The sequence below is a fragment of the Pedobacter sp. Leaf41 genome (assembly GCF_001422545.1).
In the GTDB taxonomy this organism is placed as follows: domain Bacteria; phylum Bacteroidota; class Bacteroidia; order Sphingobacteriales; family Sphingobacteriaceae; genus Pedobacter.
On record NZ_LMLE01000001.1, the window covers coordinates 564,462 to 589,211 of the forward strand.

At 37.2% G+C, this 24,750-nt stretch carries 37 protein-coding genes; 33 read left to right on the forward strand and 4 right to left on the reverse strand.

The window, feature by feature from the left end; genetic code table 11:
• Nucleotides 1–77 precede the first annotated feature (77 nt).
• From ASE92_RS02465 to ASE92_RS02495, 7 genes are all read left to right on the forward strand, one after another.
• The gene (locus ASE92_RS02465) at nucleotides 78–2,891 is read left to right on the forward strand and encodes a TonB-dependent receptor (protein ID WP_056848513.1); all 2,814 of its coding nucleotides are present in this window, start codon (nucleotides 78–80) and stop codon (nucleotides 2,889–2,891) included.
• Between the two features lie 118 nt (nucleotides 2,892–3,009).
• Nucleotides 3,010–3,420 carry a RidA family protein gene (locus ASE92_RS02470; RefSeq protein ID WP_056848514.1) on the forward strand — a complete coding sequence of 137 codons (411 nt, stop codon included), beginning with the start codon at nucleotides 3,010–3,012 and terminating at the stop codon, nucleotides 3,418–3,420.
• A gap of 191 nt (nucleotides 3,421–3,611) precedes the next feature.
• Nucleotides 3,612–4,025 carry a 30S ribosomal protein S12 gene (gene rpsL / locus ASE92_RS02475; protein ID WP_010599925.1) on the forward strand — a complete coding sequence of 138 codons (414 nt, stop codon included), beginning with the start codon at nucleotides 3,612–3,614 and terminating at the stop codon, nucleotides 4,023–4,025.
• Nucleotides 4,026–4,042: 17 nt separating this feature from the next.
• Nucleotides 4,043–4,510, forward strand: coding sequence for a 30S ribosomal protein S7 (gene rpsG, locus ASE92_RS02480; RefSeq protein ID WP_056848515.1), 468 nt, complete (start codon nucleotides 4,043–4,045; stop codon nucleotides 4,508–4,510).
• Between the two features lie 131 nt (nucleotides 4,511–4,641).
• A complete protein-coding gene (fusA, locus tag ASE92_RS02485) occupies nucleotides 4,642–6,756 on the forward strand; it encodes an elongation factor G (RefSeq protein ID WP_056848516.1) in 2,115 nt (704 codons plus the stop codon).
• Nucleotides 6,757–6,888: 132 nt separating this feature from the next.
• Nucleotides 6,889–7,194 (forward strand): 30S ribosomal protein S10, encoded by a 306-nt coding sequence (gene rpsJ, locus ASE92_RS02490; RefSeq protein WP_008244591.1) that lies wholly within the window; start codon nucleotides 6,889–6,891, stop codon nucleotides 7,192–7,194.
• A 228-nt stretch (nucleotides 7,195–7,422) separates the two neighbouring features.
• On the forward strand, nucleotides 7,423–7,668 hold the full coding sequence (locus ASE92_RS02495; protein ID WP_056848517.1) for a hypothetical protein: 246 nt from the start codon (nucleotides 7,423–7,425) through the stop codon (nucleotides 7,666–7,668).
• 4 nt (nucleotides 7,669–7,672) lie between these two features.
• On the opposite strand, the gene ASE92_RS02500 is transcribed toward ASE92_RS02495, so the two are convergent.
• The gene (locus tag ASE92_RS02500) at nucleotides 7,673–8,332 is read right to left on the reverse strand and encodes a response regulator transcription factor (RefSeq protein WP_056849253.1); all 660 of its coding nucleotides are present in this window, start codon (nucleotides 8,330–8,332) and stop codon (nucleotides 7,673–7,675) included.
• Nucleotides 8,333–8,639: 307 nt separating this feature from the next.
• Here ASE92_RS02500 and ASE92_RS02505 point away from each other — a divergent pair, with 307 nt between their 5' ends.
• Nucleotides 8,640–8,909: a hypothetical protein gene (locus tag ASE92_RS02505; protein WP_056848518.1), complete on the forward strand. Its 270-nt coding sequence runs from the start codon at nucleotides 8,640–8,642 to the stop codon at nucleotides 8,907–8,909.
• A gap of 263 nt (nucleotides 8,910–9,172) precedes the next feature.
• Here the strand turns inward: ASE92_RS02505 and ASE92_RS02510 are convergent, their stop codons facing one another.
• Together ASE92_RS02510 and ASE92_RS02515 are read right to left on the reverse strand one after the other, a co-directional pair.
• Nucleotides 9,173–9,367: a hypothetical protein gene (locus ASE92_RS02510; protein WP_056848519.1), complete on the reverse strand. Its 195-nt coding sequence runs from the start codon at nucleotides 9,365–9,367 to the stop codon at nucleotides 9,173–9,175.
• A 10-nt stretch (nucleotides 9,368–9,377) separates the two neighbouring features.
• Entirely contained in the window at nucleotides 9,378–9,740 is a 363-nt protein-coding gene (locus ASE92_RS02515) for a hypothetical protein (protein WP_157255613.1), read from the reverse strand.
• Between the two features lie 113 nt (nucleotides 9,741–9,853).
• Here ASE92_RS02515 and ASE92_RS02520 point away from each other — a divergent pair, with 113 nt between their 5' ends.
• A complete protein-coding gene (locus tag ASE92_RS02520) occupies nucleotides 9,854–11,197 on the forward strand; it encodes a deoxyguanosinetriphosphate triphosphohydrolase (RefSeq protein WP_056848521.1) in 1,344 nt (447 codons plus the stop codon).
• A gap of 53 nt (nucleotides 11,198–11,250) precedes the next feature.
• Here ASE92_RS02520 and ASE92_RS02525 read toward each other — a convergent pair whose 3' ends face one another.
• The gene (locus ASE92_RS02525) at nucleotides 11,251–11,862 is read right to left on the reverse strand and encodes a hypothetical protein (protein WP_056848522.1); all 612 of its coding nucleotides are present in this window, start codon (nucleotides 11,860–11,862) and stop codon (nucleotides 11,251–11,253) included.
• Nucleotides 11,863–12,035: 173 nt separating this feature from the next.
• Between ASE92_RS02525 and ASE92_RS02530 the strand changes: the two genes are divergently transcribed.
• The 24 genes from ASE92_RS02530 (at nucleotide 12,036) to rplO (ending at nucleotide 24,744) form a co-directional block, all read left to right on the forward strand.
• The gene (locus ASE92_RS02530) at nucleotides 12,036–13,292 is read left to right on the forward strand and encodes a prephenate dehydrogenase (RefSeq protein ID WP_056848523.1); all 1,257 of its coding nucleotides are present in this window, start codon (nucleotides 12,036–12,038) and stop codon (nucleotides 13,290–13,292) included.
• A complete protein-coding gene (locus tag ASE92_RS02535; RefSeq protein ID WP_056848524.1) occupies nucleotides 13,292–13,873 on the forward strand; it encodes a hypothetical protein in 582 nt (193 codons plus the stop codon). Before ASE92_RS02530 ends, ASE92_RS02535 begins: the two co-directional genes overlap by 1 nt.
• Nucleotides 13,874–14,118: 245 nt before the next feature.
• A complete protein-coding gene (locus ASE92_RS02540; protein WP_056848525.1) occupies nucleotides 14,119–14,952 on the forward strand; it encodes a sulfite exporter TauE/SafE family protein in 834 nt (277 codons plus the stop codon).
• Between the two features lies 1 nt (nucleotide 14,953).
• The gene (locus ASE92_RS02545) at nucleotides 14,954–15,349 is read left to right on the forward strand and encodes a DUF1634 domain-containing protein (protein ID WP_056848526.1); all 396 of its coding nucleotides are present in this window, start codon (nucleotides 14,954–14,956) and stop codon (nucleotides 15,347–15,349) included.
• A 172-nt stretch (nucleotides 15,350–15,521) separates the two neighbouring features.
• The gene (gene rplC, locus ASE92_RS02550; RefSeq protein WP_056849254.1) at nucleotides 15,522–16,139 is read left to right on the forward strand and encodes a 50S ribosomal protein L3; all 618 of its coding nucleotides are present in this window, start codon (nucleotides 15,522–15,524) and stop codon (nucleotides 16,137–16,139) included.
• A gap of 4 nt (nucleotides 16,140–16,143) precedes the next feature.
• Nucleotides 16,144–16,773, forward strand: a complete 630-nt coding sequence (gene rplD / locus ASE92_RS02555) for a 50S ribosomal protein L4 (RefSeq protein WP_010599909.1) — start codon at nucleotides 16,144–16,146, stop codon at nucleotides 16,771–16,773.
• Nucleotide 16,774: 1 nt separating this feature from the next.
• A complete protein-coding gene (gene rplW, locus ASE92_RS02560) occupies nucleotides 16,775–17,065 on the forward strand; it encodes a 50S ribosomal protein L23 (RefSeq protein WP_056848527.1) in 291 nt (96 codons plus the stop codon).
• A gap of 20 nt (nucleotides 17,066–17,085) precedes the next feature.
• Nucleotides 17,086–17,910, forward strand: a complete 825-nt coding sequence (gene rplB, locus ASE92_RS02565) for a 50S ribosomal protein L2 (protein ID WP_056848528.1) — start codon at nucleotides 17,086–17,088, stop codon at nucleotides 17,908–17,910.
• Nucleotides 17,910–18,176: a 30S ribosomal protein S19 gene (rpsS, locus tag ASE92_RS02570; protein WP_010599906.1), complete on the forward strand. Its 267-nt coding sequence runs from the start codon at nucleotides 17,910–17,912 to the stop codon at nucleotides 18,174–18,176. Before rplB ends, rpsS begins: the two co-directional genes overlap by 1 nt.
• A 7-nt stretch (nucleotides 18,177–18,183) precedes the next feature.
• Nucleotides 18,184–18,543: a 50S ribosomal protein L22 gene (rplV, locus tag ASE92_RS02575; protein WP_056848529.1), complete on the forward strand. Its 360-nt coding sequence runs from the start codon at nucleotides 18,184–18,186 to the stop codon at nucleotides 18,541–18,543.
• A gap of 9 nt (nucleotides 18,544–18,552) precedes the next feature.
• Complete coding sequence (rpsC, locus tag ASE92_RS02580; RefSeq protein WP_056848530.1) at nucleotides 18,553–19,398, forward strand: 30S ribosomal protein S3; 846 nt, start codon at nucleotides 18,553–18,555, stop codon at nucleotides 19,396–19,398.
• Between the two features lie 40 nt (nucleotides 19,399–19,438).
• Nucleotides 19,439–19,861, forward strand: coding sequence for a 50S ribosomal protein L16 (gene rplP / locus ASE92_RS02585; protein ID WP_010599903.1), 423 nt, complete (start codon nucleotides 19,439–19,441; stop codon nucleotides 19,859–19,861).
• A gap of 71 nt (nucleotides 19,862–19,932) precedes the next feature.
• A complete protein-coding gene (gene rpmC, locus ASE92_RS02590; RefSeq protein ID WP_025145217.1) occupies nucleotides 19,933–20,145 on the forward strand; it encodes a 50S ribosomal protein L29 in 213 nt (70 codons plus the stop codon).
• Nucleotides 20,146–20,158: 13 nt separating this feature from the next.
• Complete coding sequence (rpsQ, locus tag ASE92_RS02595) at nucleotides 20,159–20,413, forward strand: 30S ribosomal protein S17 (protein ID WP_010599901.1); 255 nt, start codon at nucleotides 20,159–20,161, stop codon at nucleotides 20,411–20,413.
• Between the two features lies 1 nt (nucleotide 20,414).
• On the forward strand, nucleotides 20,415–20,783 hold the full coding sequence (rplN, locus tag ASE92_RS02600; protein WP_010599900.1) for a 50S ribosomal protein L14: 369 nt from the start codon (nucleotides 20,415–20,417) through the stop codon (nucleotides 20,781–20,783).
• A gap of 1 nt (nucleotide 20,784) precedes the next feature.
• Complete coding sequence (gene rplX / locus ASE92_RS02605; protein WP_029282701.1) at nucleotides 20,785–21,126, forward strand: 50S ribosomal protein L24; 342 nt, start codon at nucleotides 20,785–20,787, stop codon at nucleotides 21,124–21,126.
• Nucleotides 21,123–21,689, forward strand: a complete 567-nt coding sequence (gene rplE, locus ASE92_RS02610) for a 50S ribosomal protein L5 (protein ID WP_086547740.1) — start codon at nucleotides 21,123–21,125, stop codon at nucleotides 21,687–21,689. The genes rplX and rplE overlap by 4 nt, the downstream gene beginning before the upstream one ends.
• Complete coding sequence (gene rpsN, locus ASE92_RS02615) at nucleotides 21,689–21,958, forward strand: 30S ribosomal protein S14 (protein WP_025145214.1); 270 nt, start codon at nucleotides 21,689–21,691, stop codon at nucleotides 21,956–21,958. The genes rplE and rpsN overlap by 1 nt, the downstream gene beginning before the upstream one ends.
• Before the next feature lie 146 nt (nucleotides 21,959–22,104).
• Nucleotides 22,105–22,506: a 30S ribosomal protein S8 gene (gene rpsH / locus ASE92_RS02620; RefSeq protein WP_235527300.1), complete on the forward strand. Its 402-nt coding sequence runs from the start codon at nucleotides 22,105–22,107 to the stop codon at nucleotides 22,504–22,506.
• Nucleotides 22,507–22,524: 18 nt separating this feature from the next.
• Nucleotides 22,525–23,082, forward strand: a complete 558-nt coding sequence (rplF, locus tag ASE92_RS02625) for a 50S ribosomal protein L6 (RefSeq protein WP_056848531.1) — start codon at nucleotides 22,525–22,527, stop codon at nucleotides 23,080–23,082.
• A gap of 5 nt (nucleotides 23,083–23,087) precedes the next feature.
• The gene (gene rplR / locus ASE92_RS02630) at nucleotides 23,088–23,441 is read left to right on the forward strand and encodes a 50S ribosomal protein L18 (RefSeq protein WP_025145211.1); all 354 of its coding nucleotides are present in this window, start codon (nucleotides 23,088–23,090) and stop codon (nucleotides 23,439–23,441) included.
• 17 nt (nucleotides 23,442–23,458) lie between these two features.
• Nucleotides 23,459–23,977: a 30S ribosomal protein S5 gene (gene rpsE / locus ASE92_RS02635; RefSeq protein ID WP_056848532.1), complete on the forward strand. Its 519-nt coding sequence runs from the start codon at nucleotides 23,459–23,461 to the stop codon at nucleotides 23,975–23,977.
• Nucleotides 23,978–23,981: 4 nt separating this feature from the next.
• Nucleotides 23,982–24,161, forward strand: coding sequence for a 50S ribosomal protein L30 (gene rpmD, locus ASE92_RS02640; RefSeq protein WP_010599892.1), 180 nt, complete (start codon nucleotides 23,982–23,984; stop codon nucleotides 24,159–24,161).
• 136 nt (nucleotides 24,162–24,297) lie between these two features.
• On the forward strand, nucleotides 24,298–24,744 hold the full coding sequence (gene rplO, locus ASE92_RS02645) for a 50S ribosomal protein L15 (protein WP_056849255.1): 447 nt from the start codon (nucleotides 24,298–24,300) through the stop codon (nucleotides 24,742–24,744).
• Nucleotides 24,745–24,750: the final 6 nt, after the last annotated feature.

A 24,750-nucleotide genomic window follows, 5' to 3' on the forward strand; every position in this document is an offset into this window, starting at 1 on the left:
ACTTTAATTTTTCTTGCGTCTTATATCTGAACATTGAGCCTAACTTCTCAATACCAAACAAAAAAACAAACTCAGATATGAAACCTTATTTATTGATTTTGCTATTCCTTTTATCTACGAAAGTCTTCGCACAGGAGAATGCTATCATCACGGGAAAAACTATTGATAGTAAAACAAGCTTACCGATTGAATATGTAGGTGTTATTTTGTCAAGCAAAATTGATTCAAATAAAAAAGTTGGTGTGGTTACCAACAAAGCAGGCGAGTTCCTTTTTAAAGATATTAGTAAGGGCGATTATACCTTGAAAATATCCGCAATGGGCTATAATCCAATTTTAAAAACCATCACTTTTTCAGGAAAGAATATTGATTTAGGGGTATTGAAAATGAAAGAAGATGCGATAGCTTTAAAAGATGTTTCGGTGGCAGGAAAATATGCCACGGCAACTGTGAAAAAAGATACCGTTGAGTTTAATGCCGATGCGTATAAAACACAACCAAATGCTGCAGTTGAAGATTTGTTAAAAAAACTCCCTGGTGTAACCATTGATAAAGATGGTAGTATTTTAGTGCAAGGACAAAAAGTAACCAGATTAACCGTTGATGGAAAAGATTTTTTCGGTACCGACCCAAAGACAGCGACCAAAAATTTACCAGCCGATGTGATCGCAAAAGTTCAGTTAATAGATGCGAAAACCTTGGAGGCAAAAGCTACCGGGATTGATGATGGACAACGGGAAAAGGTGCTCAACCTGACTATTAAGGAGGATAAAAAGAATGGTTGGTTTGGCAATGCCAATTTATCTGGCGGAACCACCGATCGGTATAGCGGTTACTTAAGCGCCAACCACTTCACTAAAAAAATGCAGTTTGCCATTTTAGGGATGAGCAATAATGTCAGTAATGCCAGTTTTCAATACGAAGATTTAAATAGTTTTACCAGTGGAAACATCGGTAATCTTTTTGCCCCTCCCGGAGGCGGAGGATTTTCCATCAATGTAAATAACGGACGAACAACCATTGGCGGTTCTGGTGTTTTTGATAATAGTGCCATTGGCGAAGTAACTACGCACAGTGGCGGATTAAACTTTAGTAACAGCTGGGGTGCGAAGGATAAATTGACTTTAAGCAGTAGCTACTTCACATATTTCAGCAAAGGTTTAGGTAATCGGTTTTCGAACGTTCAGGATATTAATCAAGATGATGTACTTAGAACTGACGAAGTTTCAAACCGAAACTCTGATAACCAAGCCCATCGATTCAATTTCAAAGTAGAATACCATCCCGATTCGCTTACCGATCTAACTTTTCGCTCAAATGCAATTCTTAATTACACCACTAATATCAATAATAGAAATTTCAATTCTGCTTTTGATCTCACCGGAAAAATTAATGAAGGTAGTCAGCTCCTGGATCAAAGAAATTCTACCCCAGCTTTTTTTGGCGAACTTTCTGCTACAAGGCGATTGAAAAAAGGATCGATTATTATTGGTTTAAATGGTTCGCAAAATACTTTCAACTCCAATTGGTTAAATAAATCACTAATTAACAATTATAGAGCGGGGGTTGTAGATGTAACGGATTTAAACCAGCAGGCAGAGCAGGAAAATAAATCTCAAAATTATAGTGTTGCAGTAAATTACATTCGCCCGATTGAAGACAAGAAATTGAGTGGGAATGTAGCCTATATTCGTAACGAGGGTAAAGTAGATGCGCAGCAGTTAACTTTAAGTTACAATCCATTAAATAACACTTATGATGCTGTTGTTCCAGATTTTTCGAATACACTCGAGAACAAAACATGGACACAAACCGCCAGGCTAGGGCTCATTTATAACCGCACGGAATGGACTTACAATTTTGGTTTGGGATTTCAGGAAACAGGATTGGATGCTTCAACTTTTAGCAGCGCTGGTATCAACACCAATAACATTGATAAGAGGTATTATAATATTCTGCCAAGGTTAAATATCAGTTTCAGGAATAAGAATAAGCACACGTTGCAGTTGAATTATAACGCCAACGTGAATCTTCCTTCTGTAAATGATTTGCAGCCTGTTCAAAATAACAGCAATCCGCTTTATCAAAGGATAGGTAATCCAGAATTGGAGGCTAGGAAAAGTCATCGCATGTCAGTTAATTTTAATACGTTCAGTGCCGACAATAATAAATACTGGAATGGTTACTTTTTAGTGAATTATGCCCTGGACGATGTTGGGAACAGCATTAATTACGTAGATGGCGTACAATATGTTCAGCCCGTTAATATAGATGGTAACTATTACATCAATACCGGTACTTATTTTGGGCAGCCAACCAAGTTAAAGGGACTAAGAATGGGGTATGGAATCAATCTGTCAATTTCGCACAACACTTCATTTATTAATCAGGAAAAAAATCTTACCAATCGATATAATTTTGGACCGAATGCAAACTTTAGCTATGATATTGATGATAAATTAAACGCCGGAATTTATGTTGGGGTACAATTTAGCAAGGTAAATAATTCGCAGCCAAGTGCGCTGGATAATAAATATTTTAATTTCTCAAATAGCGCTAGCCTAAGTTATGAGTTTATTAAAAATACGAGGATCAATACAGAATTAAACCACAATGGGGCTGCCGGTAGAGCCGATGGCTTTAACAACAATGTATTTCTGCTGAATGCTGGTTTAGATCAATATTTTATGCAGCGTAGAATAACACTAAGCTTAAAAGGATTTGATATTCTAAATCAAAATACCAATATCGACAGAACTGTAAATGGCAGTAGGATAGAAGACATTCGTTTTAACTCCATCACCAGATATTTTTATGTTTCGTTGAATTATAAGATTACAAAGGTTGGCTCTAAAAGTGAGAAAAGTAATCCGAGAAGTACGGTGAATTAATTTTCATTCCTCGGCTATGTTAACTGTTTCATTTTCGGTGTTGCAGCAAATCAGCTATTACGTTTCGCTGACCGTTAGAAAATCCAGTCTGTTTATATTCAACGATTAATTATAGCAAATGAAAAACGAGAATTTCGAAATAAAAAATCCTGAAGGATTATACGATCCAAAACCTCACGGGTACTCTCATATTGCTACTGTCAACTCCAATAGCAAAATGGTATTTATATCCGGGCAAGGTGGTAGCAATATGGATGGTGTTTTAAGTGATGATTTCAAGGTACAGGTAAATATTGTGTTTGAAAATATTGAGATCGCACTTAAAAGTGAAGGACTGCTGTGGAGTGATGTTGTAAAGTTGACCACACTTGTGGTTGACTATGATTTAAGTAAGCATGAAATTTTGATTGCTGTGTCTCAAAAAATTTGGCCTGATTTGAAGTTTCCGGTGAATACCTTAATACCTGTCACCAGGTTAGCATTAGATGGGATGCAGATAGAAATCGATGTAACCGCTGTGGGCAGGTAAATTTGGTGTCAGCTTAAATTTGCAACTCCTTAATCTTCAACTCCAAACTAAAAACTCAACACGCTAAATTTTTTGCGTTAACCCCTTGATTTATAAAAAGAATTGTTCTACTTTTGCAGTCCGTTTTATGGGCTATCTGCGAGGATGCCGGGGGAGCGGTAAATAATTAAACAAAAAATTAAAAAAGCACAATGCCAACTATTCAACAATTAGTTAGAAAAGGTAGAGTAGCACTGGAGTTCAAGAGTAAGTCTCCAGCGTTGGACAGCTGTCCACAGCGAAGAGGTGTATGTACACGTGTGTACACCACTACCCCTAAAAAACCAAACTCAGCAATGCGTAAAGTAGCCCGTGTTCGTTTAACGAACGGTAAAGAGGTGAATGCATACATTCCTGGGGAAGGTCACAACTTACAAGAACACTCAATCGTTTTGATTCGTGGTGGTCGTGTGAAAGATTTACCAGGTGTACGTTACCACATCATCCGTGGTGCATTAGATACATCAGGCGTTGCTGGTCGTAACCAACGTCGTTCGAAATATGGTACTAAACGTCCTAAACCAGGTCAAGCTGCTGCAGCTCCTGCTAAAGGAAAGAAAAAATAATCGGGAGGAAATAAGAAATGAGAAAGTCAAAACCAAAAAAGAGAATTATTCTTCCTGATCCAAAATTTAACGATGTTCAAGTAACTCGTTTTGTGAACAATATGATGTACGATGGAAAAAAATCTATCGCTTACTCTATTTTTTACGATGCTGTTGAAATTGCTGAGAAAAAAGCAGGCGAAAACGGTTTAGAGATCTTCAAACGTGCTTTAACTAACATTATGCCAGCTGTAGAGGTTAAATCTCGCCGTGTTGGTGGTGCTAACTTCCAGGTTCCAACTGAGGTTAGACCAGAACGTAAAACAGCTTTAGGTATGAAATGGTTAATTTCATACGCTCGTAAACGTGGCGAAAAAACCATGAAAGAGAAATTAGCTGGTGAAATGGTAGCTGCTGCTAAAGGTGAAGGTGCTGCTGTTAAGAAGAAAGAAGATACGCACAAAATGGCTGAGGCTAACAAAGCGTTCTCTCACTTCAGATTCTAGTAATTAGGATTAACAGATTAGTAAGATTACACAGATTTAATTAGAAGATTATACTGATTAGATAAATTACACCGATTTGTTTTTACATAATCGGTGTAATCATTTAAAATCAGATAAATCAAAAACATAAGATGGCAAGAGATTTAAAATTTACAAGAAATATTGGAATTGCAGCTCACATTGATGCAGGTAAAACTACAACGACAGAGCGTATCCTTTATTATGCTGGTGTGAGTCATAAAATTGGTGAGGTGCACGAAGGTGCTGCAACAATGGACTGGATGGCACAAGAGCAAGAGCGTGGTATTACCATTACTTCTGCTGCAACTACTGTTGATTGGAATTACAGAGGTCAAAAATATCATGTAAACGTTATTGATACACCAGGTCACGTGGATTTTACCGTAGAGGTAAACCGTTCGTTACGTGTATTAGATGGTTTGGTATTCTTGTTTTCTGCAGTTGATGGTGTTGAGCCTCAATCAGAAACCAACTGGCGTTTAGCCAACAACTATGCAGTTCCTCGTATTGGTTTCGTTAACAAAATGGACCGTTCTGGAGCTGACTTCTTAAAAGTTGTTAAGCAGGTTAAAGATATGTTAGGTAGTAATGCAGTTCCATTGCAATTACCTATCGGTTCTGAAGATGCATTTAAAGGTGTGGTTGATTTAATTAACAACCGTGGTATCGTTTGGAATGAGCATGATAAAGGTATGACCTTTACTGAAGTGCCAATTCCTGATGATATGTTAGATGAGGTTGCTGAGTGGAGAGAAAAATTACTAGAATCAGTAGCTGATTATGATGAGACTTTGATGGAGAAATTCTTCGAAGATCCTAACTCAATTACTGAGCGTGAAATTTTAGATGCTTTACGGGCGGCTGTTTTAGATGCTAAAATTGTTCCTATGGTTTGTGGTTCATCTTTCAAAAACAAAGGTGTACAAACTATGCTTGATTATGTGATGGAATTATTGCCTTCACCTATGGATAGCGAAGGTGTAATTGGTACTAACCCAGATACTAACGAAGAAGTTTTATTAAAACCAAGCATTAATGAGCCATTTGCAGCTTTAGCATTTAAAATTGCAACTGACCCATTTGTAGGCCGTTTATGTTTTATCCGTGTTTACTCGGGTAACTTAGAAGCTGGTTCTTACATTTACAATGCTCGTTCTGAAAGTAAAGAGCGTATTTCTCGTATCTTCCAAATGCATGCTAACAAGCAAAACCCAGTGCCAAACGTGGCTGCTGGTGATATTGCTGCTGTAGTTGGATTTAAAGATATCAAAACTGGTGATACACTATGTGATGAGAAACACCCAATCGTTTTAGAATCTATGGATTTCCCGGAGCCAGTGATCGGTTTAGCTATTGAGCCTAAAACTCAAGCTGACGTTGATAAATTGGGTATGGGCTTAGCTAAATTGGCTGAAGAAGATCCTACTTTTAGAGTTCAAACTGATCAAGAAACTGGTCAAACGGTTATCTCTGGTATGGGTGAGTTACACTTAGATATTTTAATTGACCGTTTAAAACGCGAATTTAAAGTTGAAGTTAACCAAGGTGCACCACAGGTAGCTTACAAAGAAGCTATTTTCGGTACCACTCAACACCGTGAAACTTATAAGAAACAATCTGGTGGTCGCGGTAAATTTGCCGATATCCAAGTGGTTATCTCGCCAATCGATGCTGATTTCGAAAAAGGTGGTTTACAATTCGTAAACGAAATTACAGGTGGTTCAATTCCACGTGAGTTTATTCCTTCAGTAGAAAAAGGTTTCGCAGCAGCGATGGTTAATGGTGTGTTAGCGGGTTATCCACTTCCTGATATGAAAGTACGTTTGATTGATGGTTCATTCCACGCAGTCGATTCAGATGCTTTATCATTTGAGCTTGCAGCTAAAATGGCATATCGTGAAGCTTTACCTAAGTGTAAACCAACTTTGATGGAGCCAATCATGAAAATCGAAATCTTAACCCCTGAAGAAAACATGGGTGATGTAATCGGTGATATGAACCGTCGTCGTGGTCAGTTATTAGGTATGGATACACGTAACGGTGCCCAGGTAATTAAAGCAACTGTGCCTCTTTCTGAAATGTTTGGTTATGTAACGCAGTTACGTACAATCACTTCAGGTCGTGCAACTTCTACAATGGAATTTGACCATTACGAAGCAGCACCTAAAAACGTACAGGATGAAGTAATTGCTAAATCAAAAGGAAGAGTAAAATCTGAAGACTAGTTAAGATAAAAGGAATAAAGAGCAAAGATTAAAGATATTGTCTTTCATCTTTGTTCTTTAATCCTTAATCGAAAAAATAAATCCGATTTCTGTTGTTAATAGCTCTAACAGGAAATCATAATTAAAAATAAGATGAGCCAAAGAATCAGAATTAAATTAAAATCTTACGATTACAACTTGGTAGATAAATCTGCTGAGAAAATCGTAAAAACTGTTAAACCTACGGGTGCAGTTGTAAGTGGTCCAATTCCACTTCCTACAGAGAAAAAAATCTTTACTGTATTACGTTCTCCACACGTAAACAAGAAAGCTAGAGAGCAATTTCAATTGTGCGCTTACAAACGCTTATTAGATATTTATAGCTCTAACTCTAAAACAGTTGATGCTTTAATGAAACTTGAATTACCTAGTGGTGTTGAAGTTGAAATCAAAGTTTAATTGATTTTAAAAAGATTAAAAATCCTGATGAAAGTCGGGATTTTTTTTTTGCACTATTTTTTGTGAGGCGTATGGAAAATTGATTTTATAAACTGGATGTTTTTGTTGCCGTTATAGGATTTTAATAAGCATTTAAGAAAAGCTTACTCTATATAGATCACTGATTCTTTGGCCGTAAATGTTTCAACTGGCAGTTAAACAAATTGGGTTTTTATTCGTTTAAATGATATGAATAAACCCACTAAAAAGGAAGAAAATCTTCCTATCGAAGGTCAGGATTTTGCCAATCCTGAAGAAGAACTAAAGGAAAAACCCTCTTCGCATGGGGAAGTTGGAAATCAGAAAGGAAGCGATTTTTCAGAATTGGAAGAGAGCAGAATGGACAATCCACCTAAATATAGAGATGAGAATGGATCAAGTATAAAGGATACAGATGTTTCTGCTAAATCAGACCAAAGTAAGGGAGTGGATTGAAAAGCTAATCAATAATTGCATTTCTAATTGCAAAACCGATTAACTCAGCAGTATTTTTTTTGCCTGTTTTATGTAGCAAATTTTGTCGATTCCCCTCTATTGTTCTCTTACTTGTAAATAGCGTATCGGCAATTTCAGTATTGGTAAAGCCTTCGGCAATGAGCTTTAGTATTGTCAATTCTCGTTTCGAAAACTCAACACTCCGTTTTATGCTCCCTGCTTCCACCGAATCCTTTTTCTGAATTGGATCCAGTAATTTCATCCCAATTGAAGTGCTAAGGTATTTGTAACCTGCGTTAAGTTGTTCAACTGCAAATACGATTTCTGATGTGGTTACATTTGTTAATAAATAACCATCGGCACCAGCATCAAAGCATTTAGTAATTAATTTTTCTTGATCAACAGACGTTAAGATTAAAACTTTAATTTGTGGATAGTTACTTTTGATAAATTTGGTCAATTCAATTCCATCCAAGTCGGGCATTTCAATATCTGTTATAAGTATATCTGGAAGATTCCCTTTCTCCAAAAAATCGATTACCTCGAAGCCCTTTGAAGCTTCGGCAATGACTTCGATATTATCTTGAGTTCCAACTAACGTTGTGATACCATTTCTAATAATGGGGTGGTTATCGGCTATTATTACCTTTATTGGGGATTTCAAATTTGAGGTTGTTTGGTAGTCAACCAAATATCGATATATTCAAGTGTCAATGATCTCTGTTTAAATACGTAAAAGCGATGTATTTATACGCCTTTTTTAAGGCAGCGCTGATCATTGTTAACTCCCTTTCTCACAACAGAACGGTGATGCGCATTCTTTCTTGACATAGTGTATTTAATTACACCTGAATAATTATCCGCTAAACTTTAGCTAGTGAGATTAGATAATCTAGCGTAATTACAAATTGTTTAAACCTTATTAACCATCTAGGTGTTATTCATTTAAAGAGATTAAATATTTAGGTGTGATGAACAAGGAGCTTGATAATAACAGAACTGATCAAAATGAAAATACTGATCGTAATATAGAGTGGGATAATGGAGAGGCAACTTATGGACATACCGTTAGCGACTCTGAATTTAAGCGTAAAAACACGCCAGGTAAAGATCACATTTCTAATACAGAAAATGAATCTAACACCATAGACAATCTAAAGAACGAGAATCTAAGTCAGGGTGAAGATATTGGAAGTAGAAATAGTATCGATGAGAAAGGTTTGGGTGGGAAAGATTTATAAAGAAGGATTCGTTAAAATCCCTCTTTATAGTTAATGATTTTTCCGGTAGAGGAATAATTCTGATAGTACTCAACAGCTAGATGTTTTTTAGAGTAGCCATTTTTATAGCCCAATAAATTAGTTTTAGCCTTAGGATGATTAAGATGTGGCTGCGAGTGCTAATATGTTTGCAAATTTGCTAATTAAACAAACTTATTGCAAGTTTTTAGTGTTAAAAGTAATTGATATAAATCAAATTTTGTAGTATAAAGTAGTTATTGCTGTCAGTAAAGTTTTGTAGTTTGATTATAGTCCATCTCTAATCTATTTTTGTATTCCTTGGCTTGACAAAAAGCATCATTCAAACCATCTTTTAAATCATCCAATAGTGATTTTCCGTCAATTTTTCTTTTTTTGCTGGCATATTTAAAACTATAAACGGCCACCGCCCCAATTACAACATATTTTAGTAATCCCATAATAAGCCTCTTAAATTCCAGTATTTAAAACATCGTCTTCATCTCTTTGCTTAACCTCTTTTTGGCTTGGCGAATCAAAGTCATCTGAAGAACTTCCAGTTTTACTTGCAGCACTTTCAACTGTGGGGTGCTCATCTTTACTGTTATAAGTGTCGTCACTTAAAGAATCCTTTCCCTGCGTTCCGCTGTTATCAAAGCCATCTTTAGCAGCCGTATTTCCTGCTATTGCATCGCTTTCTTGTCCATAACTGGTTACTTCGTTGCCCTCATTTCCTTTTTCGTATTCCTTTTGAAGCTTTGATTTAGTGCTATCGTCACCTTTGCCAACATAACCTTCAATATGCTCTTCCTTATTATAAATACTTGTTTTCATAATTGTATTTTTATTAAGAACAGCTTTAAGCAAAAATGGTTTTAAGTCAAGTTTCTCAAAATTATTATCTATGGGATTTTCTGCTTTTGAGTAACTTGCACCAAATTTTAAAAATGGAGTGGAAAAATTTACTTTCAAATAAACGATTTGGCCAAGAAAGTTGGACGGGTGATAGAGATAAAGCAAGATCGGATTTTCAAAGAGATTACGATAGATTAATTTTTTCATCGCCTTTCAGGCGTTTGCAAAATAAAACTCAGGTATTTCCATTACCAGGGAGTGTTTTTGTTCATAACCGTTTAACGCATAGTCTGGAAGTAGCAAGCGTTGCTCGTTCCATGGCGAATATTTTTGTGAATACTTTGGAGGAAAAAAATCCTCAGTTAATTAAAGATGTTCCACTTATAAATGAAGTTGGAAATATTGTTGCAGCTGCATCCCTTGCTCACGATTTAGGAAATCCTGCATTTGGACACTCTGGAGAAGCTGCGATTTCACGTTATTTTACTGATGGAGATGGCAAGGATTATCAAAATAAAATGAATGAATCGCAGTGGCATGATTTGATTAATTTTGAAGGTAATGCGAATGCCATCCGCATTCTTACCCATCCACTTAAGGGCAAAGGTAACGATGCGTATGCCCTCACTTATTCTACCCTAGCCTCAATTGCAAAATATCCTTGCGCTTCTATTGCAGGCAAACAAAAAGGTTTGTTGCACCGGAAAAAGTATGGTTTTTTTCAGTCGGAAGAAGAAACGTTTAAAAGAATTGCAAATGAACTTCAGCTTAAAAAAGAAGAAGGTGAATATTTAATTTACAAACGCCATCCTTTGGTTTATCTGGTAGAAGCTGCCGACGATATTTGTTATAGCATTATTGATTTGGAAGACGCACATCGTTTAAAAATTCTTTCTTACGAGGAGGTGAAAAATTATTTGCTTCCCTTCGCTAATTCAAAAACTATCGAAGACAGACTTAAAAATGATTATGAAGATGATGATGCCAAAATTGGTCTTCTTAGGGCAAAGGCAATAAACACATTAACCAATATTTGCGCAGATATTTTTTACCGCGAACAAGAAAGTTTGCTTCAGGGAACTTTGAATAATAGCCTTACAGATCTGATACCAGAACCATATCGCTCTGCTTGGAAAGAAATTGAGAAAGTTTCTATTCAACGCATTTACAATTTCTCTTCAGTGATTCAAAAGGAAGTTGCAGGTTACAAAATTATGGCGGGTTTACTGGAGGAGTTTGTGCCAGCTTTGATAAATAACAACACCCACTATTATAAAAAATTAGTAAAACTGATACCAAAGCAGTATCATACTGATTTGCCTGATATTTACTCCCGTACCCAAAGTGTTTTAGACTTTGTTTCGGGGATGACTGATCTTTATGCTGTAGATTTATATCGAAATATTAAAGGAATTTCATTTCCATCTGAAACCTAATTTGGTTGAGATCAAGGTTGAGATTTTTGCCTCAACCTTGATCTTGATCTCAATTACCTTCCTCGAGAATCATCCCATCTATTTCTTTCGTCCTGAAGTTCACGTGCCAATTTCATTTCCTTATCTTTCGCTTTAACCTTGTGCGCCTGGAATTCATCTGCAACTTCCTGGTAAAGCTGTGTTCTGTAAGTTGCTTCCTTTCTATATTTACCAGATTGAAAAATTACTATTGCCAAGCCAGCGCCCAGAATAATAATAATTGCCCAAACGATGGTGTTATAGGTTCCTTTGTTAAAAGATATCCCCAGAAATTTAATTTCATTAACGGAAGCTGTGGCATCTGCCAATGAGTTTTCTTTTCCAGAAACTTCGCCTTTCAACGTAGAAATGGTTTGTGCCTGTGTTTTAATTTCTTGTTTTGCCTCTTGCAGTTGTTTGCGTTCTTTCCTCAAGGTATCATTTACACTTTTCCACACTCCAGATAATCTTGAAGGGTTAATCAGCCTTGCGCCATATAAACTCTTAGATTTTTTTAACATAAACTGATACTGGCCATTTAGCGATGGATCGGTGTTTTTTGTTGTATCTGGCAAAGTTTGACCAAAAGCAATGTTTAAAAATAGCATAGCGCCTAAAAACAATAGGGTGTGTTTAATTTTCTGCATAGTTTAAATATAGGTGTTTGAGTGTAAAACTACATTTTTATCTATTTCCTAGTTAATAATTTTTAACTAATGGCTTTATAGATTTTAATTGTTGTGCGTTTTCGTTATCTGTTAAATAACAATTTTATCTACGTTTTATTATAATTTACTTATTGATAGATTACATTTGCCTCATGCAAATAGGAATTATCGGTTTGGGCGATATGGGCAAATTATATGCGCTGTCGTTTGCAAGCGAAGGTTATAAAGTATGCGGGGCAGATATGCCTTTAAGGTTTTCGGATTTAAAAAATGAATTAGAGCCGAAAGGAATCGAGGTATTAATTGATGGTCATGAAGTGGCCCGCAAATCAGACTTTATTATTTACTGTGTGGAAGCAGAAAAGATTGATGAGGTAGTTTCTACGTTTGCCCGTTCTACAAAGTTTGGCGCAATTGTATCCGGACAAACCTCTGTTAAACATCCGGAAATTGCAGCTTTTGAGAAACACCTTCCAGATGATACACAGATTGTAACCTGCCACTCTTTACACGGGCCTGCTTTTAGTCCAGAAGGGCAAACACTGGTGGTCGTTCGCCATCGGGCTACCGATGAAGTTTATGCTAAAGCTTTAGCCGTTTACCGTTCGCTTAAATCGAATATCATCGAAATGGACGATTATCGTGAGCATGACCGCATTGTGGCCGATACACAAGCCGTTACTCACATGGGCTTCGAAAGCATGGGGTCAGCCTGGAAAAATGCAGGATTCTTTCCATGGGATAACCCAGCGTATGCTGGCGGAATCGATAATGTGAAAATCTTAACCACGCTCAGAATTTTTAGTTACAAATCACATATTTATGCTGGCTTAGCAATATTGAATCCTTATGCTCAGAAGCAGGTGAAATATTACGCTCAGGCAGAATCGGAATTATATAAGCTGATGATTTGTGAAAATGAAATTGAATTTAGGGAGAAAATTTATGCTGCTCGCGATTTTGTATTTCATGAGAGCAGAACGCTTCTGCTCCTTGATGACAACATCATGAAAGAATTTAGCCTTTCTGACGCAGATCATAAGCAAAAGCCAAATTCGCACTTAAGTTTGCTAAGTATGGTTTATGCCTGGTATAAAATGGGCGTAAATCCTTATGATAATTTAATTTGTCAAACCCCACCATTTAAATTGAGGCTTGGAATAGCTGAATATCTTTTCAAAAACGAGGAGATGTTGGAAGAATCGATCACCACCGCTTTATACGATAAATCTATCCGCGGCGACGATTTGGAATTTCACACTGCTGTTCATGAATGGGCATCGATAATAGGATATGGTGATTTGAAAGGGTATAAGGAACATTTTGAGGCTGCAAAATCATTTTTTGCCAATCGATTGAATGATGGGAGAGACCTCAGTGCAGAAATGATTAGGAGGTTAGGGAAGTAGTGGCAAAATCAGAATTGGTTGTCGAATTGCAAACTCATTTGGCTGATGTTGAAAGTTTATGCCAGGAATATGATTTGAGAAATAAACTGGTGGTTTCTCAAATTGCTAAACGAATGTTGATCCTATTCCAGAGTGCTGAACAATCCAAATCATTACTCACTCAATTGAAGCTTAATCACATTCAGCTTAGCTGTAGTTCAGAAACTTATCAATCAAAAAGTGTAAACAACTTTATTGGCTTGCTAAAGCTGGAACATACAAAAGGAGCAGGCTGGAATTATCTGCCGAAGCTTGAGCAGTCTAGTCTGATTAAAGTATCATTAGAAAACTGGTGGAACAATAAAAAGATAATTGTCGATTCCAATTCAATTGCATTTACGAGAGCTAAAATTATAAAAGCGTTAGCCGGGAATGATCAAATAATGATAGATACATCAGGATGGAAGCTTACTGATGCTTATGGAAATAAAACCACCATCAATCCAATACCAGGAACGGTTAGGCAGATTGCTTACGAAGTTATCGAGACTTTTAAAAATATGGATATCAATAAGGAGAGTAAGCTTCATCATAAATCCTGAATTAAATATTCAGCTGGCACCTGGTTTCAATGTATGCTGTAGTTATACTGCTGTATCCTTGAAAACGATAACCGCCAATACGTTCATGGAAAATGAGCTTGAAAGTAGAGCGTAGCTGACACCTGTAACACGTTGATAAATTTTAATTACCAGGTTCCAATTTATATCATCCATATAATATATAGACTTTATTTTATTCCATAAATCCTTCGTTTAGCCAAAAACTGTCCCTTATATTTGCCCGCATGTCGGTTTTGTTATTTACCATCATCGTTTTGTTAGGCGCTTTTTTGGCAGGTTTATTAGGTTCATTAACAGGCTTAGGTGGAGGTGTAATTATAATTCCGCTATTAACACTGGCGCTAGGGGTTGATATTCATTATGCCATCGGTGCATCAATTGTTTCGGTAATAGCCACCTCATCGGGTTCTGCGGCAGCCTATGTAAAAGAAGGAATTACAAATATTCGAATCGGTATGTTTCTCGAAATTGCCACTACAATAGGAGCCATTTGTGGCGCAGTAGTAGCTGTTTATCTCAATGCAAATTATATCGCCATCATTTTTGGGTGCATCTTAATTTTCTCCGCCATCATGACGTTGAAGAAAAAGATTGATCATACTACTTTAGACAAGACTGATAAATGGGCAAAATTTTTCAAACTGAACAGTAGTTATCCTGATAAGGGCGTAGATCATCCTTATGCAGTTAAAAATGTGCCTGCTGGTTTTGCGATGATGCTTTTTGCTGGTACCCTTTCTGGTCTTTTAGGTATTGGTAGCGGTGCGCTAAAAGTAATCGCGATGGATAACATCATGCGTTTGCCTTTTAAAGTGTCGACAACCACAAGTAACTTTATGATGGGTGTAACAGCCGCTGCAAGCGCGATTGTTTATTTGCACCGCGGTCAGATAGATCCTGGAATTGCAATGCCCGTTTGTATTGGAGTTTTAACCGGCGCTTCGATTGGATCGAAAGTTTTGTTGCGAACTAAGACCGACAAACTAAAAATTGTGTTTGCAGTTGTAGTTACGTTTTTAGCACTACAAATGATTTACAAAGGAATTAGCGGCTTGTAAAATGAACGAAGAGAAAAACGAAAATATTAATGATAAGGATATCCAGGTTGTATTGGGTACGCTTCTGCGTGCTGGTGTAATCATATCGATGAGTATTGTACTGATTGGTGGTGTCATTTTCCTTATCCATAACAAAGGGGTAATAACCGATTATAAAGTTTTTAAACCAGAACTCTCAAAGTTTTCATCAATAGGAGAGATTTTTAAAGGCTTATCTAGCTTTCATGGCGATGCCATTGTTCAGTTTGGTATCCTAATGCTCATTTTTACGCCAATTGCCCGCATCATTTTTGCCATATTTAGCTTTTTGATAGAGAAAGATTATCTCTATGTTCTTATCGGATTTATCATCCTTGCCATCATAACCATCAGTTTAAATGGTGGTTTGGCACATTAACATCTGGTTAAAAGTTAAAAGCCAACATATCAACAATTTATTTGAAAAAATATTTGGCTAACTATTTGAAAATTAATAATTCTTGTCTATCTTTGCCGTCCCTTTCGGGGGATGTACAACCACCTTGAACGAAGCCCTACTGCTTCGATGGGTGTTAAAAAGAAAAGATAAAATGTCAGGAATTATTGGAAAAAAAGTAGGAATGACCAGTATCTTTGATGCCGAAGGAAGAAACATTCCTTGTACGGTAATCGAGGCTGGGCCTTGTGTAGTTACACAAGTGAAAACCGAAGAAAAAGACGGGTATTCATCAATCCAATTGGGTTACGATGAGAAAAAAGAGAAAAACACAACTCAACCGTTAAAAGGCCATTTCGCGAAAGCAAACACAACTCCGAAACGCAAACTTGTTGAATTCGATTCGTTTACAACTTCACTTAACTTAGGTGATGTAGTAACCGTTGACGCATTCGCAGAAGGCGATTTTGTTGATGTTGTAGGTACCTCAAAAGGTAAAGGTTTTCAAGGTGTTGTAAAACGCCACGGATTTGCCGGTGTTGGTATGCAGACTCACGGTCAGCATAACCGTTTACGTGCCCCAGGTTCATTGGGAGCATCATCATTCCCTTCACGTGTATTCAAAGGAATGCGCATGGCAGGAAGAACAGGTGGAGACAGAGTAAAAGTTCAAAACTTACAAGTTTTGAAAGTTTATGCTGAGCAAAACCTATTAGTAGTTAGTGGTTCCATTCCAGGAGCTAAAGGTTCTTACGTAATCTTAGACAAGTAATCAGATGGAAGTTAAAGTATTAAACATTTCAGGTAAAGAAACAGGTGCCAAGGTGCAACTTCCTGAATCGGTATTTGGTATCGAGCCTAACGACCACGCGATTTATTTAGATGTAAAACAGTATTTGGCTAACCAACGTCAAGGTACTCACAAATCTAAACAACGTAATGAGATTGCTGGTTCAACTCGTAAACTATACAAGCAAAAAGGTACAGGTGGTGCCAGAGCGGGTAGCATTAAATCTCCGTTATTTAACGGTGGTGGTCGTGTTTTCGGTCCTCAACCACGTGATTATAGCTTTAAATTGAACAAGAAATTAAAATCATTAGCACGTAAATCTGCTTTAGCTTATAAAGCAAAAGATAACAGCGTGGTAGTTTTAGAAGATTTCAACTTCGATACAGCTAAAACAAAAAACTATACAAGTTTATTGGCTGCGTTAAACGTAGGTACTCAAAAAACTTTATTGGTTTTACCTGCACAAAATAATAATATCTATTTATCAAGCAGAAACGTTCAGAAAACTAAAGTAATCTCGGCAGCAGATTTAAATACTTATGATGTATTAAACGCTGGTGTACTTGTGTTAACTGCAGATTCTGTTAAAACTTTGGAGGAGGCATTTGCCAAGTAATATGGAAATTTTAAAAAAACCAATATTAACCGAAAAAGCTTCAGCTTTAACTGAAAAATCTAACCGTTTCACATTCGCTGTTAACCACAAGGCTAACAAAATCCAAATCAAAGCGGCTATTGAGAAATTGTACGGTGTAACCATCGTAGCAGTGAACACAATGGTTGTTGATGGAAAAGCGAAATCTCGTTACACTAAAGCAGGTTTTGTTTCTGGCCGTAGCCCGAAATACAAAAAAGCAATCGTAACGTTAAAAGACGGCGAAACAATAGATTATTACGCAACTCTTTAATTTAATAATTAATTATAACTATGGGCTTAAGAAAATTTAAACCAGTTACTCCAGGTACCCGCTTCAGAGTTGGTGCTAGTTTTACGGAGATTACAGCAACCAAGCCCGAAAAATCATTGGTTGTATCATCAAAAAAGTCTGGTGGACGTAACAACACAGGTAAAATGACTATGCGCTACATGGGTGGTGGTCATAAAAAATCATATCGTTTAATCGACTTCAAACGCGATAAATTCGATATTCCTGCAACAGTAGCTACTGTTGAATACGATCCAAACCGTACTGCCCGCATCGCATTATTACATTATGCAGATGGCGAGAAGCGTTACATTATTGCTCCAGAAGGTTTGCAAGTGGGTTCGGTATTATTATCGGGCGAAACAGCAGCTCCAGAAGTAGGTAACACTTTAAAATTATCGAACATTCCATTAGGTTCTATCATCCACAATGTGGAGATTCACCCTGGAAAAGGAGCACAATTAGCCCGTAGTGCAGGTGCTTATGCACAATTAGCTGCCCGCGATGGTAAATATGCTACTTTGAAAATGCCTTCAGGCGAAACCCGTTTAATCTTGACTACTTGTCTTGCTACTATAGGTGCGGTATCTAACTCAGATCACGCAAATGAAGTATTAGGTAAAGCTGGTCGTAAACGTTGGTTGGGCCGTCGTCCGAGAACTAGACCGGTAGCGATGAACCCTGTCGATCACCCAATGGGTGGTGGTGAAGGTAGATCATCAGGTGGTCACCCACGTTCAAGAAATGGCGTTTTAGCTAAAGGCTACAAAACCAGAGAACTTAAAAAATATTCTAATCGTTACATCATAGAGAGAAGGAAGAAATAATGGCTCGTTCGATAAAAAAAGGACCTTATATTGACCATAACGTAGAGAAAAAAGTAAACTCTATGAATGATTCAGGCAAAAAGTCTGTAATCAAAACTTGGTCTCGTAGATCAATGATTTCACCAGATTTCGTTAATCATACATTTGCAGTACACAATGGTAATAAATTTATCCCTGTGTATGTTACAGAAAACATGGTTGGTCACAAGTTGGGAGAATTTGCTCCAACCAGAACATTCAGAGGACACGCTGAAAAGAAAAAATAATTAGACAATGGAAGCAATAGCAAAATTAAACAATTGTCCAACCTCACCGCGTAAGATGCGTTTGGTTGTAGATCTTATCAGAGGTGAACGTGTAGAAAAAGCATTAAGTGTTTTAAAGTTTACCAATAAAGAAGCAGCAATAAGAGTTGAGAAATTATTATTATCTGCTATCAACAACTGGGAAGCTAAAAATGGCAAAACTTCTGATGGAAGCGAGTTATTTGTTAAAACGATTATGGTAGATGGCGGTCGTCAACTTAAACGTTTACGTCCAGCACCTCAAGGCCGTGGGTATAGAATTCGTAAGCGTTCAAACCACGTTACGCTGATTGTAGATAGTAAAAGTACAGAAACAACTCAAAACTAATTTTAGGAAATGGGACAAAAAGCAAATCCAATAGGTAACAGGTTAGGTATCATCAAAGGATGGGATTCTAACTGGTTCGGTGGCAACAACTACTCCGATAAATTAGTTGAAGATGAGAAAATAAGAAAATACCTTTCTGCTCGTATCGCTAAAGGTGGTGTTGCTAAAGTGGTTATAGAGCGTACGTTAAAACGTATCACGGTAACAATTCACACAGCTCGCCCAGGTATCGTAATCGGTAAAGCAGGTGCTGAGGTTGATAAAATCAAAGAAGAGTTAAAGAAATTGACTAAAAAGGAAATTCAAATTAACATTTTCGAGATTAAACGCCCAGAACTTGATGCACAATTAGTTGCAGAAGGTGTTGCAAAACAATTAGAAGCAAGGATCTCATTCCGTAGAGCAATGAAATCTTCTATCGCATCAACCATGCGTATGGGTGCTGAAGGTATCAAAATCATGACTTCTGGTCGTTTAGGTGGTGCAGAGATGGCACGTACTGAGCAGTACAAAGAAGGAAGAGTGCCTTTGCATACATTCCGTGCTGATATTGACTATGCTTTAGCTGAAGCTTTAACCACTTATGGTAAAATCGGCGTTAAAGTATGGATCTGTAAAGGTGAGGTTTATGGAAAACGTGATTTGTCTCCAAACATCGGTTCGACAAACAACGGTCCAAAAGGCGCATCAGATAAACCCGCTTTCGGTGGAAGAGATAACCGTGGTGGTGGAAGAGATAACCGTGGCGGTGGTAACGACAGACGTGGTGGAAACCAAGGTGGCGGTCGTGGTCCAGGCCAAGGTGGTGCAAACAGAGGTGGTGGCGCAGGCGCTAACAGAGGTCCTCGTAAATAATTGATTTATTAACATCGTTTAACGATTAGAACAAAATAAAATGTTACAGCCAAAAAGAACGAAGTTCAGGAAGATGCAAAAAGGCAGAATGAAGGGTTTAGCTTCTCGTGGAGCTGAATTAGCATTCGGATCTTTCGGTATTAAATCTTTAGAAGCAACTTGGATTACAAGTCGCCAGATAGAGGCTGCTCGTATCGCGGTAACCCGTTTCATGAAACGTGAAGGCCAGGTATGGATCAGAATTTTCCCGGACAAACCAGTAACTAAAAAACCTGCTGAGGTACGTATGGGTAAAGGTAAAGGTGCTCCTGAGTATTGGGTAGCAGTTGTAAGACCCGGACGCGTAATTTTCGAAGCTGAAGGTGTGCCTTTAGAAGTAGCTAAAGAAGCATTGCGTTTAGCAGCTCAGAAATTACCAATCCAAACCAAATTCGTAGTACGTAGAGATTACGTAGAAGCATAGTAGAATGTTGAGGTGAATGTTGTAAATACTTGTTTATTATAACCGCTACACTCAACTTAAAAAAAAGAAAAATGAAAAATTCAGAAATCACAGGGCTTTCAAAAGAAGAATTAGTAGCTAAGATTGCGGAAGAAAAAGAGAACTTATCAAAATTAAAGTTCGCACACACTATTTCAGCTATCGAAAATCCTTCGCGTATTGCGAAAGTAAGGAAAGACATAGCCCGTTTAAACACTGAGTTGACTAAAGTGAAAAACACTGAGTCAGCTACTGAAACTAAATAATTTGAGAGTCGACATGGAAAGACAATTAAGAAAAACAAGAACGGGATTAGTGGTAAGCAACAAGATGGATAAATCTGTTGTAGTGAGCGTGGAACGTAAAGTAAAGCACCCGATTTATGGTAAGTTCGTTAAGAAAACTACCAAATTTATGGCTCACGACGAGAAAAACGAATGCGGTATCGGTGATACAGTATTGATTATGGAAACTCGTCCCTTGAGTAAAAACAAGAACTGGAGATTGGTACAAATTTTAGAAAGAGCTAAATAAGATGGTACAACAGGAATCGAGATTAAACGTTGCTGATAACAGCGGCGCAAAAGAAGTATTGGTAATTCGCGTGCTAGGTGGAACCGGCAAACGTTATGCTTCAATTGGTGATAAAGTAGTTGTTACCGTAAAAAGCGCATTACCGTCAGGTAATATTAAAAAAGGTACAGTTTCAAAAGCAGTTGTTGTAAGAACTAAAAAGGAAATCCGTCGTAAAGATGGTTCTTATATCCGTTTTGACGATAATGCTGCTGTATTATTGAACGCACAGGATGAGCCAAGAGGTACACGTATCTTTGGCCCGGTTGCGAGAGAACTACGTGAAAAACAATTCATGAAAATTGTATCATTAGCACCGGAGGTATTATAAAATGGGAAACAAAGTAAATACACCATCAAAACTTAAAATCCGCACTGGAGATTTAGTTAAAGTAATTGCTGGCGATTCAAAAGGTCAACAAGGAAAAGTACTTTCAGTACAAATAGATAAAAACAGAGCCATTGTAGAAGGCGTTAACTTAGTGTCTAAACACACTAAACCAAATGCTGCAAATCCGAACGGTGGTATTATTAAAAAAGAAGCTGCTCTTCACATTTCTAACTTGATGTTGGTTGATCCAAAATCTGGTAAAGCCACTCGCGTTGGTCGTAAACTTAACGCTGATGGTAAAATCGTTAGAGTTGCTAAAATTTCAGGGGAGGAAATTAAATAATGGCTACACCTAGATTAAAAAGCAAATACAAAGAAGAAGTTGTAAATGCATTAAAAGAGAAATTTCAGTACAAAACTGTAATGCAGGTTCCTAAATTGGAAAAAATCTGTATCAATCAGGGTGTTGGTCGTTTTTCTGTTACTGATAAAAAGATTATGGATACCACAATCGTTGAGTTGACTACTATTACTGGTCAGCAAGCGGTTCCGGCTAACTCTAAGAAAGATATCTCTAACTTTAAATTGCGTAAAGGTATGCCAGTAGGTGTACGCGTAACATTACGTGATAACAATATGTATGAGTTCTTAGATCGTTTGATTTCTGTAGCTTTACCACGTATCCGTGATTTTAAAGGTATTAACGATAAAGGTTTTGATGGTAAAGGAAATTACACATTAGGTGTAACTGAGCAAATCATCTTCCCAGAGATCAATATAGATAAAATCAATAAAATTTTAGGGATGGATATAACTTTCGTAACTTCGGCAAAATCTGACGTTGAGGCTCTTGAGTTATTGAAACAATTCGGATTACCATTTAAAAATCAAAAAACAGCAGAATAATGGCAAAAGAAGGTGTAAAAGCACGCGAAGTTAAGCGCCAAAAATTGGTAGCTAGATACGCTGAAAAACGTGCAGTATTAAAAGCTGCAGGAGATTTCGAGGGTTTAGATAAATTACCTAAAAACTCGTCTCCGGTACGTTTACACAACCGTTGTAAATTAACTGGTCGTCCACGTGGTTATATGCGTACCTTTGGTATTTCAAGGGTAACATTCCGCCAAATGGCACTAGACGGTAAAATACCAGGTGTTAAGAAAGCATCTTGGTAATAAAAGTATAAAGTAATTAGTATAAAGTATTTAGATCGATTGGTCTTTATACTTTATACTATTGTCTATATACTAAAAATGGAATTTTAACCGATAGCAGGTCCCACAGCTGGGTAGCAGAAGGAAACCACTATCAAAAACAATAAATAATGAATACAGATCCAATAGCAGATTATTTAACAAGAGTAAGGAATGCCATTAAGGCCAACCACCGTGTTGTAGAAATTCCTGCATCAAACCTTAAAAAAGAAATTACTAAAGTTCTTTTCGATAAAGGTTACATCGCGAACTACAAGTTTGAAGATACAACAGTTCAAGGCATCATTAAAATTGCTTTGAAATACAATCCAATTACTAAAGTTCCTGCTATTCGTACATTAGTGCGAGTAAGTAAACCAGGTTTGAGAAACTATGCTGGTGTTGAAAATATGCCAAGAGTATTAAACGGTTTAGGTATCGCAATCTTATCTACTTCTAAAGGTGTAATGACTGATAAAGAAGCAGCCAAATTAAACATTGGTGGTGAGGTATTGTGTCACGTTTATTAATATTAGGAGAACAGCACAATGTCAAGAATAGGAAAAGCCCCAATTACAATCCCTGCAGGTGTTACCATTACTGTATCGAAAGATAACGTAGTAAGTGTAAAAGGCCCTAAAGGTGAATTAACACAAGCAGTAGATTCAGATATCACTGTAAGTCAAGAAGATGGAATTTTAACAGTTCAACGTCCATCAGAACAAAAGAAACACAAAGCATTACACGGTTTATATCGCTCATTGCTTAACAACATGGTTGTTGGTGTTACAGAAGGTTATAAATTAACTCAAGAATTAGTAGGTGTTGGTTACCGTGCTACAAACCAAGGTAATACACTAGATCTAGTTTTAGGTTATTCTCACCATTATGTATTTCAATTACCAGAAGAGATTAAAGTAACTACATCTTCAGAAAAAGGTCAAACTCCTAAAATCATTTTAGAAAGTATTGACAAACAATTGATCGGTCAGGTAGCAGCGAAAATCCGTTCGTTACGTGCACCAGAGCCATACAAAGGTAAAGGTATCAAGTTTGTAGGTGAAGTGTTAAGAAGAAAAGCAGGTAAATCAGCGTCTAAAAAATAGTAATCATGGCAGGTAAAAAATTATCAAGAAGAGATCGTATTAAAAAAGGGATCAGAAAAAGACTTACCGGTTCGGAAGAGCGTCCAAGGTTATCTGTATATAGAAGCAATAAAGGGATTTATGCGCAGGTAATTAACGATGTAACCGGTACTACAATAGCTTCAGCATCATCTTTATCAAAAGATTTTTCTGGAACAGGTAACAAAAGCGACCAATCAGTTGCAGTAGGCAAATTAGTTGCTGAAAAAGCAATCGCTGCTGGTGTTAAAGAAGTTGTTTTCGATAGAAATGGCTATTTATACCACGGTCGTGTAAAATCGTTGGCAGAGGGTGCCCGCGAAGCTGGTTTAGTATTTTAATCTGAAGAAAAAGTAAGATGTCAACTATCAATATAAAAAGAGTTAAAACCACCGATATCGAATTAAAGGATCGTTTGGTTAGTATACAACGTGTTGCCAAAGTAACCAAAGGTGGTCGTACTTTCAGCTTCTCAGCAATTGTTGTTGTTGGAGATGAGAACGGTGTTGTTGGTTTCGGTTTAGGTAAAGCGAAAGAAGTAACTGAAGCAATCGCTAAGGGTGTGGATGATGCTAAAAAGAACTTAGTAAAAGTTCCAATTTTACACGGTACAGTTCCTCACGAGCAGATCGGTAAATTCTCAGGTGGTTTTGTTTTAATCAAACCAGCTGCAGTAGGTACCGGAGTAATTGCTGGTGGTGCGATGCGTGCTGTATTAGAGAGTGCTGGCGTTCATAACGTATTGGCAAAATCTAAAGGTTCATCAAACCCACACAACGTGGTAAAAGCAACTGTAGATGCGTTAACAAAAATGCGTGATGCTTATACAGTAGCTCAAACTCGTGGTATAGATTTAAACAAAGTATTTAACGGATAATATCATGGCTAAGATCAAAATAACACAAGTAAAAAGCGTTATCGACAGAAGCGAGCGCCAAAAAAGAACCGTTCAAGCTTTAGGTTTATCTAAAATGAATCAAAGTGTTGAGGTAGAAGCTACACCACAAATTATTGGTATGGTTCGCAAAGTGAACCACTTAGTAGCTATCGAAGCAATTTAAGACAATTATCAAATGAATGAGTTTTGAATGAATGAATTAGGCAAATTGTTAACATTCAATCATTCAAAACTCGATCATTATTTATTTATCGTTGTACCTGTTTAGTGAAAGCGAAGGGCAACACAAATTCAAAAAAATGAATTTAAGTAATTTAAAACCTGCAGTAGGTTCTACAAAAAACAACAAAAGAATTGGTCGTGGTACAGGTTCCGGTCGTGGTGGTACTTCAACCCGTGGTCACAAAGGTGCGGGTTCTCGTTCTGGTCACAAAACCAAAATCGGTTTTGAAGGTGGTCAAATGCCTTTACAACGTCGTGTGCCTAAAGTTGGTTTCAAACCAATTAACCGTACCGAATATGTTGGTGTTAACTTAGATGTTTTACAAGCATTAGCCGAAAAACATAACTTAACAACTATTGATTTCGCTGCTTTACAAGCGCATGGTTTAGCTTCAAAAAACGACTTAGTTAAAATTTTAGGTCGTGGTGAAGTAAAAGCAAAATTAGAAATAACTGCACATGCGTTTTCTGCAACCGCACAAAAAGCTATTGAAGCTGCAGGTGGTTCAATTGTAAAATTGTAATTATTA